Annotated in this window: 5 protein-coding genes and 1 tRNA gene; 4 read left to right on the top strand and 2 right to left on the bottom strand. The window is 56.0% G+C overall.

Features of this window, described 5'->3' with window-relative positions; genetic code table 11:
• Positions 1–8: 8 nt before the first annotated feature.
• Entirely contained in the window at positions 9–1,442 is a 1,434-nt protein-coding gene (locus ACR3ZL_RS09905; RefSeq protein ID WP_473653288.1) for a DUF1501 domain-containing protein, read from the top strand.
• A 406-nt stretch (positions 1,443–1,848) separates the two neighbouring features.
• On the opposite strand, the gene ACR3ZL_RS09900 is transcribed toward ACR3ZL_RS09905, so the two are convergent.
• A complete protein-coding gene (locus tag ACR3ZL_RS09900; RefSeq protein ID WP_473653289.1) occupies positions 1,849–2,271 on the bottom strand; it encodes a hypothetical protein in 423 nt (140 codons plus the stop codon).
• Positions 2,272–3,232: 961 nt separating this feature from the next.
• Between ACR3ZL_RS09900 and ACR3ZL_RS09895 the strand changes: the two genes are divergently transcribed.
• Both ACR3ZL_RS09895 and ACR3ZL_RS09890 read left to right on the top strand, forming a co-directional pair.
• Positions 3,233–3,307: transfer RNA gene (locus tag ACR3ZL_RS09895), tRNA-Glu, on the top strand.
• 6 nt (positions 3,308–3,313) lie between these two features.
• Positions 3,314–3,445, top strand: a complete 132-nt coding sequence (locus ACR3ZL_RS09890; protein ID WP_473653290.1) for a hypothetical protein — start codon at positions 3,314–3,316, stop codon at positions 3,443–3,445.
• 102 nt (positions 3,446–3,547) lie between these two features.
• Here ACR3ZL_RS09890 and ACR3ZL_RS09885 read toward each other — a convergent pair whose 3' ends face one another.
• On the bottom strand, positions 3,548–4,807 hold the full coding sequence (locus ACR3ZL_RS09885) for a cation:proton antiporter (RefSeq protein ID WP_473653291.1): 1,260 nt from the start codon (positions 4,805–4,807) through the stop codon (positions 3,548–3,550).
• A 1,027-nt stretch (positions 4,808–5,834) separates the two neighbouring features.
• Here ACR3ZL_RS09885 and ACR3ZL_RS09880 point away from each other — a divergent pair.
• Positions 5,835–13,028: a CHRD domain-containing protein gene (locus ACR3ZL_RS09880; protein WP_473653292.1), complete on the top strand. Its 7,194-nt coding sequence runs from the start codon at positions 5,835–5,837 to the stop codon at positions 13,026–13,028.
• Positions 13,029–13,242 lie beyond the last annotated feature (214 nt).

Raw genomic sequence — 13,242 nt, 5'->3', positions numbered from 1 at the left:
ACAAGAACATGAAACATAATCACCTCTGCAACAATCGCTTTTCTACACTCTCGCGACGAGACGCACTGCGATCGGCCGCCGCAGGGTTCGGCTATCTAGCATTTGCGGGATTGGCCACATCGGAGGCGGCTGCTGAAGCCAAAACGTCGTTGCTGGATTCGCGATCGCCACACTTTGCGCCACGTGCCAAGCGTGTGATCTTTCTGTGTATGCGAGGCGGACCTTCGCACGTCGATACCTTCGATTACAAACCACAACTTCAGAAAGATCACGGGCGACCATCACATTACGGAACACCATGGTCCGCGTCACCTTGGGAATTTGGACAGCATGGAAACAGTGGTTTGTGGATGTCTGAGTTGTTTCCGAATCTTGCCGAACAAGCGGATGAGCTTTGCCTGCTTCGAGGGATGCACTGCGACCAGCCGGCTCATGCACAAGCATGCCTGCAAATGCATACCGGCCATTTTCAGTTCGTTCGACCTTCGATGGGCGCGTGGGCACTCTACGGGCTAGGTACGGAAAACCAGAATCTTCCTGGTTTCATTTCGATCAATCCAACCACTGCCAACGGCGGGGCGCAAAACTATGGCAGCGCGTTCTTGCCCGCAGCGTTTCAAGGTACAAGGTTCTCGGTTCAGGACAGCAGCGCAAGAAATCGCCGTATCGATCGCATGCGTCGTGGCGAAGCCAATCCCTATGGAATCAACAACGCAGTCAATGCGCAGCTTTCAAGATCGGACCAACGAGCGCAGCTCGATCTGCTGGCAGCTCTTAATCGCGACAAGCTGGCAGAGGACATTCACAACTCAATTGTCGACGGAGCGATCGAAAACTTTGAACTCGCCTTTCGCATGCAAGACGCCGTTCCTGAAGTGATGGACTTGTCGGGCGAATCAGAAGAAACACTCAATCTCTATGGAATCAACGAAGATCCCACAGACGGTTTCGGCAGACAATGCTTACTCGCCCGCCGCTTCGCCGAGTCTGGGGTTCGCTTCATCGAACTGGGGCACGGGACATGGGATCAACACAGCAATATCAAGACCGCTCTGGCCGACAACTGCGCTGAAACGGACAAGCCGATCGCTGGGTTGCTGGCGGATCTGAAACGCCGCGACCTACTGAAAGATACCCTGGTCATCTGGGGCGGCGAGTTCGGTCGGACTCCTTATTCACCCGATGGGAACGGCCGCGACCACAATCACAAAGGATACACAACATGGATGGCCGGAGGCGGCGTGAAGGGCGGATTCAGCTATGGTAGCACCGACGAATATGGCTATGAAGCCGTTGAAAACAAGTGCCATATTCACGATTGGCACGCGACCATCCTGCACCTGTTGGGATTCGACCACCAGCGTCTAACCTACCGCTACGGTGGGCGTGAAATGAGGCTGACGGACGTTGCAGGATCAGTGGCCACTGATATCCTCGCATAAAACTGGCTTGGTAATCGTCCGTCCCTATTCCGAATCTGGTTTGCAAAGCGAGAACTATTAAGAGTTCCTCAGCGTTGGGTAAAGTCGAATCACGATTTCACGCATCTCTATTTTTGAGAAAACAAGATTTCAGCAAATCATCGGAATGCGGCGTCATTGCTTTCTCCCTAACATGCCTACTCGCCTGGAACTACCTATCACGGATTTCACTAAGAGAATTTCCGGCGGCTCCCTGTCACCTAGGTTACATCCTTTAGTTTCAGTCGCATTCAATCGTGTGTGGGGTTCTTGTTCGGCGGCTGTGCCTTACTTGCAACCCCTTCGTTAGACACGTGCGATTGAGAAACGTCACGCGGTCCGCTGTGCTTGCCTCAGGCAGATAACTTGCGTGCTCGACCCGCGGATGCTAGGACCGACCTCGGGACCCAAAAAAATGTGGCCGCAAAGGATCAACCCAGGTGTGCCCTATCCACAACATGTGTTCCGCACCAAGGTGGAGGAAGCGGAACCACGAAGATTCCAGAACGATCTGGCTGGCGAAGATGTTCGGAACGCTAGGGTCCATTGCTAGATCAAGTAGTGAACCACCAACTTTGATTTGCACACGTCCGTCATCGGTGCCCACATGAATGCGGTCGATCGGCAAGTCGACTTCGCTGACCAAATAGATGTAACGATCTGAATTGGCGACGATCCGTTCGCTAGCCATCACGTCAACGTCTTCGCGACGGCGATTACGATCCTGACCGATTGAATCCAATCGAACGAAGTTGACTGCAACGCGGTCTCGAGGTTGGGACCGGTTCTGTATCCCAATACCAAGTAACACAGATCGCCTTCGCTGCCTACCTCGAGCATGGAAACGACTCGAGGATGATCAAGTTGGATTAACGAACGTCCCTCCGCAAGCGTTCTTCGGTCGTTGGCGTGATCAGCGACCTAGATCGCTTGATTCGGGATTTCGTGCCAGATAGCCCCGACTGAATGCACAGTGTCCGAGTTCGCGGATCACCTCATAGGGACCAACTCGCCCCATCGTGCATTCTGCGGGTCAAACACATATTAAGCGTGCGAAACAGGTTGAGATGGCTTAACGCTACCGCGCCAGCTATTTCGCGTTGCAATGCTGGCGTAGCGGGTGAGGCTACGAGCCACTAATTACTCATTAGTGCTTCATCCAAATTCAAGTTGGGGGTAGTGGGCGAGGCGACGAGCCCGTCTGGTCGGTGAGTGGATAGGATTCGTCGCCTCATCCACTACGATCAACCCCAAAATGAAATGTAGATGAAGCTCTAGTTAGTCTCCCGGTCCAAAAGATTGCCAGCCCAATTTGAAGTCGAGCAAGCGTCGAGTTCGTGCTAAATCACTTCGTCTCTCGGCGGGCCATCGCATAAGCCTTTATTGTAGCCGCTCAACGTGGCTAAGATCGAGATTTACTTTGACAACACCTGAGTTCGTTTGAGTGGCCTTGTCTTGTCGACCACCTTCCGGACCGACTTCCATTTCGCTTCGCTAAACACCACGTTGCACAGGAGATCGGCCTTCGCAAACATGGGTTTGCATCGGTGCGATACACGGGCGGTGGCACCGTCCATGCGTGATCAGGGCTTTACCACTTGCTCCGCCGATAAATCCATCCAAAGCAAAGTCCCGCTCCCGTTTGAACAAACGATAAAAATCAACGTCGACCGAGAGCGTCTCCTATGCGGTACTTCAGTAGTCCATCGTTTTTGGTCTTTAGCGAAAGCTGGAGTCCTGCGGGCTATCGACTACGGACTATCAACTATTTCGGAGTGGTGGATTCTGATGGCAGAATCGTCTGGTTTTCATCCAGGAGTCCGCGGCTTCGATTCCCGCTCACGTCACTGATTGTGGCCGGACACTCCGTGGTTGGAAGTGTGGACCAAATCGGCCGCGGAGCGTCCGACCACAATACGATCGACTACTTGGCCGGCCAACTGACTGACCGCGAAGCGATCGCTCACAGCCGTCAGTTCCCCTAGCCATGTCCGCTTCCCATTGGTCGTTGGAACAAGGCAATCGAGGCCGTGCCAGGATCCTGTGAATCAGCGAGAGGAATGGTCCAGCCTCGCATCGAAGAATTGTCAGTTGGTAGCGGCAGAGGTCTTGGTATCCTTTTCTTCCGCATACCTTCGCATCATCAGCGAGGCAACATTGCTGTGGATCATGATGGAAAGCGTGATTGTGGTGAGAACGATTCCAGCGAGTCGATTGGCAATTAGATCTTCCAGTCCATGACTGATCGCGTAGCTGAGGTAGTAGAGCGAGCCGATTCCGCGAATGCCGAAAAGAGAGATCAAGATCTTTTGTGAGAAGCGAATGTCTTTCACCGCTAATGCGATCAGCACACCGATTGGTCGGAACAGGAAGAACACGAGCATGGCGATCCACCAATCGCTCGCCATTGTCCAGTAGGAGGTCGCGAGAGCGCCCACCAGCACGACAACGGCGACTTCGACGATGTGACCAAATTGGTCGTTCACTTCCGTCACCGTGTGCATCAGTTTGTCGGGCTGCTCGTCGGCGGATTGTCTTTCCGCGTACCGCCGCATCGCGACACCCGCGGCAAAAACAGCCAGAAACCCATAGGCGTGAAGCAAGAGCGCCGCACCATAACTCAGCCCGATCAGCCCCAAGGTCAAAGCCTCTTCGCAAGCGGCGGGCGAGTTGGTTTGACGTTTGATCCACACCGCCACACGGCTGACCGAGTAGCCGCTCAACCAACCGATACCGAGTCCTGCCGTGGTTGCCCACAAAAGATCAACGGTGATCCACCGCCAGCCATATTCGCCGAGCTGGTGATGACCGAGCAATCCCAGTCCAAGCATGATGAACGGAAAAGCGGCACCATCGTTCAGGCCGGCTTCACCGGTGAGAGCGTATCGCAGTCGATCAGTGTCATCGTGATGTTTGACTTGCACGTCACTGGCCAGCACTGGATCCGTCGGTGCAAGAACCGCTCCCAGCAAGATTGCGGCTCCCAAGGGCAAGTCCAACAGCATCGTTCCGACCATGGCAACTCCGGCGATCGTGACGACCATCGTCACGGACGCCAGTGGGATGGGGGCTCTTAGGTAGTGATGCCATCGTGGCTTGAGTTGCAATCCGGCAGTCAGCAAGCTGATCAGGACAGCGACTTCTGTCACTGATTCCACCACTTTGACATGTTTGATCAACTGGAAATCGAGCAACCTCAGTCCCCACGGTCCGATCGCGGCACCGATCAGCAGATAAATCGCGGGCATGGACACTGGCCAACGTCTCATTGGCCCGCGTCCCAACGCTGCGAGCAGAAAGATCAGACCAGATAAGAGTGCCCAGGCGGTCACCGGTTCCATGATCATGGTTGCTTCCTTGTCATCAGGCACAGGTTTGGTGGGCCAGTTGTGGTGGGCACTGTCGTAAAGAGAAGGTAGCCGATTTCGTCCATTTGGCACTCAGGAAGCCGACGTGAAATTCTCCGGCGTGAAGTTCTCCGGGGCGTTCATCGTTTGCATTGGCTTTCGCCCATGCGTGAAATTGGGGCAATGCCTCAGTTGTCTGAGTTTGTCTAGGCTGGTCTGCTTTCCCAAGTACTCAGATCGTCGTCGGTGTAGGTGGATGATTGCTTGACGATCAGTAAACCCTTTTGCAATGGGGATTGTTAGCTCGATGAGCAGCTTAGGTTGCTTGAGTGTTAGGGACATAGCGGAAAATAAGTGGCATAGGCTTCCAGCCTGTGGTTGTGAGAAACACAGGCTGGAAGCCTATGCCACCCTTTCAGTCCGACACTTCTTCTTCACTCGTTGCTAAACAGGTCGTCAGGAATGATCGGGCGGAACGATGATCGGGCATAACGAGGTGAGCCGTTTGGGCATTCGCCCTGATTAAATGCAGAAACCGTGGCTAATGCCAAGCGGCTCTCACACCTGATGACACCCGCGTGCTTGCTAGTACTTTTTGAGACCGGAAGCAAACGCCGGGCCGCTTGAGATGATTGCTTCTTACCGGCAACGTTCACAGCACCGGTGAATGAGGTGAGGCAGCGTTCTTTAGCGATGACGTCCAAAAGCCGCGACCATCGAGAAGAGGCTTGGTCGTACTCACTGTTGAGATTCCGTTAAATACGACACAGGCATTGTAAACGGCACATGCATTGCGACTGGGCGCCCCTTGTCATCGGTGGACGAAGCCCATGGCACCTTCGCAATATATCCCCGTTTGACCTGCTTTAAGATCCGAATGCCTCGGTTGATGGAGCCTGTCGACTTCATCAACTTAGGACCAACCTGCATGTTCGGCCTCTCAGACAACAGCCTGTTCGCGAAACGACCAACCAGCAAAACCTTTCGAAAGACGAGCCGTAGGAGTTCAGTACAGAGACGTCGGTCGATGATCGGCCAGTTAGTGGGGGAGAAGCTGGAAGATCGACGGGTGCTGGCGAGCTATACCGTCGATACGGCAGCGGACGTGGTCGCCGAGGACGGTATGATCAGTCTTCGGGAAGCGATCCAGGCCGCGAACACGAATGCGGTGGTGAATGCGGATACGATCGCGGGTGTTTCGGGCGAGACGGTCACGGACACGATCGTGTTCGCGGAGGGTCTGACCATGATCACGCTGGGTAGTGAGCTGCAAATCAGCGACTCCGTTGCGATCTCGCTGGGCGATACGGATTCGCTGACGATTAGCGGAGGCAACGCGACTCGTCTCTTTTCGATCATCGCGGGTGAGACCGCAGGGAGCGGGACGACGGTTTCACTAGAAGGATTGACGCTCAGCGACGGCGTTGCTGAATCAGGCGGTGCGATCTTTGTTGCTTCAGGGCAAACTTTATCCCTCGACTCAGTCACTTTGACGGACAACGTTGCGACCGGAAGTGGTGCCGGTGCAGGCGGCGGGGCGTTGTTCAACGATGGTGGTTCGGTGTTGATCGTCAATTCAACAATCACGGACAACTCCGCAGCGGCATCGGCCAGCGTTTCACTGTCTGGAGCTCAAGAGAACCCGGCGGTGACCACACCAACGACCGGCGATGCGACTTTCCTTTACGATCCGGCCAGCAATACATTCTCGATTGATTTGTTTGTCACTGGCATTGAAGTGGAAGACGACACGGACGACATTCCGCAAGTGACGGGCGCTCACTTGCATTTGGGTGACGTCGGTGTCAACGGTGACGTGATCGTCAATCTGGACGCGGCCAACTTCGTTCCCGAAGACGGTGGAATTCGACTCCGTGTAACAGACGTCGATTTCCCAGAGGCGAATATCACCGATCTGATCGCGGGTGGTATCTACATCAACGTTCATTCGGCCGACTATCCATCGGGCGAAGTGCGCGGGCAACTTGTGTTCCCAACGACGATGGGCAGCGGTGGTGGACTGTTCAATCTAAACGGCACTCTCGCAGTCACCGACTCGACAATCACCGGCAACGTTGCGAGCAGGGCTGGCGGCGGCATTGAATCCAGTGGCGGCACAGTCACGCTATCCAACGTCATGTTGGCTGATAACATTGCTGGTCCGACCGGTTTCGCTTCACCGGGCAACGGCGGTGCGTTGCATATCAGCGGCACTGGCGACGCAACGATCACTGGTGGCACGGTAAGCGGAAACCGGGCCGCACGTGAAGGTGGTGGTTTGTGGAACAGCGTCGGCACGATGACGGTCGACGGGACGACGATCACCAGCAATACCGCCTCGGGCGATTCCGCCAACAACGGAGGTGGCGGGATCTTCAATAATGGCGGCACGCTTACAGTTAGTAACGCAACGATCACCAGCAACGCAGCCGACGGGACGCAGGGCAGCGGTGGTGGGATCTTCAGTACCGATGGGACTGTTACGGTCAATTCAACGCAGATCGGCGGTGCAATTTCATCGCTCGGAAATACGGCCAACCGAGCAGGCGGCGGGATCGAGGTTGTTGATGGAAACGTAACACTGAACTTCGACGTTGATGTTTCATCCAACTTTGCCGGCATCAACGGGGGCGGATTGCACTCCACCGGCGCGGCGGTTGTGACCACAAATTTCGCTATCTTCGGCAGCAATACAGCGGCTAGCGAAGGAGGCGGGTTGTGGAATTCGGCGACCGGAACTCTCGATATCAATGGTGGTGCGATCTCGTCGAACATTGCCAGCGGTGATGATGCGGACAACGGAGGCGGTGGTGTTTTCAACAATGGTGGAACCGTCACGATCGATGATGCTGTAATCGGATTCAACATCGCCGACGGGGCATCAGGGAGTGGTGGGGGCATTTTGAACGATGCGGGCATCTTGACGATCGGCGGCAACACCTCGATCTCAGGCAACCAGGCAAATCGAGCGGGCGGCGGCATCGAAGTGACGGGCGGCTCGACGACCACAATCAACGGAGCGACCATTGCAGCCAACCTTGCGGGCGTTTCGCCTGCGGTAGCCGCACCAGGCAATGGTGGTGGAGTCCATGTTGGTGGCAACGGTATTGTCACGCTTACAGGTGGCAGTGTCTCAGATAACGAAGCGATCGAAGGTGGTGGCCTCTGGAACTCCGGTGCAGGCACGTTGACCGTCGATGGAACTACGATTTCCGGTAACACCGCCGTTCGAGGTGGTGGCGTCTACCAAACCGAAACTTCAACAACGCAGTCCTTTACTGTCGACCTGCAAACGCTTAATGCGGCCTATGGATCGACCGCATCGGGCACCGCGACAATCACTCTCGACACATCCGCCGTCACGGGCCCGAATACTGGTACGGCGACGATTCGAGTTCAAATTACCGCGGACGGCTTAGAAGACTTGACGGGTGTGACGGGTGGCGTTCACGTTGCCCATATCCACGGTCAGTTTGCCGGCAATGCGTCTAAACCGTTGGCTGAACAAGGTGGGGGCTCTTTCTTCAGCGGCGAAGGTGGCTTGGTCGCCGAATCGGTCTCTCCGACAACAGAAGATGACGGGGATAAGAACATCGACGAGTCCGCACAGTTTGGACAAACAACCGACTACCTCGATTTCTTCGAAGGTCGCCCAGACTACGGTCCCGTTGTTCTGAACCTGACTAACGAACAACTTGACTCGGCCCCTGACGGAACTGGGCCGCTTACCTTCTTCTTCCAGCAACTGGGCGCGGGCAATATTCCTGCGGACGCCTTTCCGAACGGCACCGAATTCAATCGTGACACGACGTACACGTTTGACCTAAGCGATGCCGATCAACGCCGACAATATAACAATCTGACGCCTCTGGAATCCCGCGAGATCGTGTTGCACGGGTTGACCGTCCCAACCGAAATCAGTGACGCGATCGACGCGGCAACCAACGCGGCAGTGGGTAGTCCGACTGCGGGAGTTCCGCTGGGCAATGGCATGTCTTTCCGCCGCACCGCTCCTGTTGCGGCAGGCGAAATTGTTGCCGCTTCGGGATCAACCACCATCACCAACGCGACCATTTCTGGTAACACGGCTACTGGTAACGAAGCCACCGACGGTGGTGGAGGTATTCACAACCTCGCTTCTTTGACCGTCACTGACTCAAACATCATATCCAACACCGCCAGCGGTACTGCCGGCAGCGGCGGTGGCATCGCGACCGCAGGCATCGCGAACATTACCGACACGACGATCACGTCGAACACTGCAAACCGAGCAGGCGGCGGGATCGAGGCGTTCGGCGACTCGACGACCACATTGACTGGCGTCAACTTGGACGGGAACAACGCTGGCGTCGCTCCTGCGGTCGCGGCACCAGGCAACGGTGGCGGACTTCATATCAGTGATTCCGGCAACGCATCCATTTTCGGCGGAACCGTCAACGATAACACTGCCGCCAGTGAGGGCGGTGGATTGTGGAACGGGACGGGTGTGATGACTGTTACCGGCACGACCATAACGAACAACACGGCATCAGGATCCGACGACGACAACGGTGGCGGTGGACTGTTTAACAACGGTGGTACGCTCAACATCAACGATGCCACCATCACCGACAACTCCGCGGATGGACTTCGCGGTGGCGGGGGCGGAGTGATGAACGTGGCTTTGGGAGTGCTCAACATTTCCGGCACACAGATCAGCAATAACGCAGCATCCGGAACCATGATGGGCGACGGTGGCGGTGGGGTGCTGAACCTGGACGGTAGCGTCACGATCGACGATAGCACGCTGTCCGGAAACACTGCATTGGGAATGTCCGGCAGTGGCGGTGCGATCTTGTCGCGAGCGGGTTCGCTGACCGTTACCGATTCAACCATCGCCGGCAACTCGGCCAATCGTGCCGGCGGCGGCATTGAACTGGGGCGTGCGACCGTCATGTTAACCAACGTCATCATCGGCGGCGACGAAGCAAGCGAAGGCAACTCAGTCGCTGGCTCGGGTGCAAATCCAGGCAACGGTGGCGGGATTCATACGACGTTCGAATCCGACGTAACAATTCAAGGTGGTAGCATTCAAAACAACTCAGCCATTGAAGGCGGTGGGGTTTGGAATGCTGGTGCAGCGACCTTGCTGGTCGATGGGACTACGGTTGCAAACAACACCGCCGTTCGTGGCGGAGGTTTCTTCCAGAAGGATGCTGCGGATGAGACCGAAACGGGCTCGACTTCCATCGATACCGTGGTCGTCTCGGGCAACACTGCCACTGGAGACGAAGCCACCGATGGCGGCGGCGGGATTCATAACCTGGGCTCCTTCACGATCGTTGACTCAACCATCACCCAGAACGTCGCAAACGGCGTATCGGGTAGCGGCGGTGGCATCGCCAATGCGGGGATACTCAGCGTTAGCGACACGACGATCACATCGAACACGGCCAATCGGGCTGGCGGAGGGATCGAAGCACTGGGCGATTCCAACACCACGCTGACCGACGTCAATCTGGATAGCAACAATGCCGGGATATCTCCGGCGACCGCTGCACCTGGAAATGGCGGTGGACTGCACATCAGCGGTTCCGGTGATGCTTCCATCACTGGCGGAACGGTCAACAACAACGTCGCCGCCAGCGAGGGTGGCGGACTGTGGAACGGTATGGGCACCATGTCGATCGACGGGACAACGATCATGGGCAACACGGCATCGGGCGACGATGCTGACAACGGAGGCGGTGGAATTTTCAATGTAGGCGGTGAATTGATTGTCACCAATGCAACCATCTCGAACAACGTCGCCGACGGTACCGCGGGCAGCGGCGGAGGCATCTTGAATTCTGGCACGGCTACTTTTACGGACACTGTTATCCATGGCAATACAGCCAACCGCGCAGGCGGTGGAATCGAAGCCACCGCTGGAACCTCGACCACGCTGGACGGCGCGACGTTGACCGACAATGTGGCCGGCCCGGCTGGAACGGCTGCACCTGGCAACGGCGGCGGGCTTCACACCTCGGGCGATGGTGCGGTTTCAATATCCGAGACCACTGTCGATGGGAACTCAGCGGCAAACGAAGGCGGCGGGCTGTGGAACAGTGCGGCAGGCTCCCTCGACGTCGTCCGCTCCACCGTTTCCAACAATGATTCCGGCGACGGAGGCGGCATCTTCAACCAGGGAACCACCGGCGACATCACGGTTACCAACTCAACCATCGCGGGCAATAATGCGACAGGAGTTGGAGGCGGCATCGCCAGCGAAGGAGCCAACGTGACACTGACCAGTGTCACAATCGCAAACAACAAGGCAGCTTCCGGCGGCGGCGTCAGTGTTGGTGCCAGCACGATCACAACCACCAACAGTCTGATCGCCGACAACGTCGCGACGGTTGGACCTGATATCGACGGTTCAGTTACGTCCGGCGGTAATAACCTCATTGGCGACGCAAGTGGAACCACGCTTGTCGGCACCCATTCGTCCGATATCATCGATGTCGACGCGATGCTGGGCAGCTTGAGCAACAACGAAGGACCGACGCAAACGATCGCATTGCTTGCTGGCAGTCCTGCACTGGACGCTGGCGTCGCAGCCGGATTGAATACCGACCAACGCGGAACCACTCGACCGCAAGGTCCTGCGATCGATATCGGTGCGTTTGAATCTGCACTCGCGGCACAGGGTGATCCCGCAACGCTTTCTATCGCAGCATCCAATGCGGATCAAAACGAGGGCGACTCAGGAACCACGATGTTTACCTTCACGGTCACACGTGGCACCAATACAGCGGGAACCACCACGGTTGACTTCAGCGTCATTGGTAACGGAACGGATCCCGCCGCAGCCACCGATTTCGTCACAGGCATGTTGCCGACTGGCACGGTCACCTTCATGGACGGCGAGCAAACGCAAACCGTTACGATTGATGTGGCTAGTGACAGCCTCTTTGAGTCCGACGAAACCTTTACGGTTGTATTGAGCAACGCATCCGCTAACGCCAACATCACAACGGCGTCGGCCAGCGGCGTCATCCGCAACGATGACGCTTCGCCCGTCTCCAGTTTCTCGATCTCCGCAGACAACGCGGTCCGGGATGAAGGCAACGCAGGACTGACACCGTTTACTTTCCGTGTCTCACGTACTGGTGATAGCTCCGGCATCGCGACCGTCGACTTTGCAGTGACGGGACTGGGTAACAACCCGGCGGCGGCAAGCGATTTTGGAGGTGTATTACCAACCGGCACAGTCACCTTCGCCGCCGGTGAGGTCACTCAGCTACTGACCATCAACGTGCTTGGCGATAACGGGATTGAACAAGACGAGCGGTTCAGTGTGACGCTATCCAACCCCAGCGGTGACGGCACGATCGCTACCGCAGTGGCTAACGGCACGATACTCGACGACGACTTCGTCGAGCTTGAGACGCAGATCTTCGTTCCCACGATCGTCGCTCGGGCACACCTGATTCCTGGCGGCAACGTCCCGACTGCGATCATCTTTCAAGCGGTCGCTGACACCACCATCACAGTGACGCCGCTCGGATCGGTTTCGGTAGGTGAATCCTTCCGCATCCTTGATGGCAACACCAATGCAATCGGAAACTTCGTTAACGGTATCACGTCAGCGACGCTGGATGCCAGTGGGTTGTACGCGGTTGTTTTCGAAGCCCAGACATCGGATCGCTTCTTCTCCATCCGATCATCGGCTGGCTTTGAGGCTTTGTCCAACTCGCCGCCAACGAATATTTTCGCACCGACCGATACAAACGCTAGCGGCGAAACCACACCACTGGACGCGTTGGTGGTCATTAATGCATTGAACCAACAAAACACTAGCTCTGGTAGCGAAGGTGAGCAAGTGATTGGTGCAGCGAGTGCGTTCCTAGACGTCAATCGCGACGCATCGATCACCGCGCTCGATGCCTTGATGGTGATCAATCGACTTAATAGTCAAAGTGGAATCGATGGCTCCATCGAAGGCGAACTCGTCGTCGCTCCCGCCCCTGGGACAAATGATCTTTCAACCGACGCCTCACAAGCGTTGGACGAGGAAAGCGTTAACCAAATCTTCTCGGAAGATTCCAACGAATTGACCGCGCCGACATTCGATGATCCGTCGAGTCTTCCTCAATTCTCAACGACACTGGAACAGGTTGACGAGGCATTCACCGAAGCGAAAGATCCGGTAAACGCGGTCGATGAAGTCCTTGAGAGCAACATCGAACTGCTGTTCTAACGGAGGCCTACCCAACTGGTAGCAGTCGGTACGTTCCGAACCCCATGCGATTCTTATTCAGCTAAGAATTGCATAGGGTTCGCAGGGAATGATTTCGGTAGTGGCGGCCAAACGCGATTAAGTATTCAACTTTTCTCGCGATCAACTTGAAGAACGGATCGGTTGCAGTCATCGTTCTATTCAGCAATCGTCTTTGGTCGGACCACTTTGCCAC

Source organism: Rhodopirellula sp. J20-39 (assembly GCF_057365095.1).
Note: the sequence above shows the minus strand (reverse complement) of the source record. Positions and strands in the feature narration are given on the sequence as shown.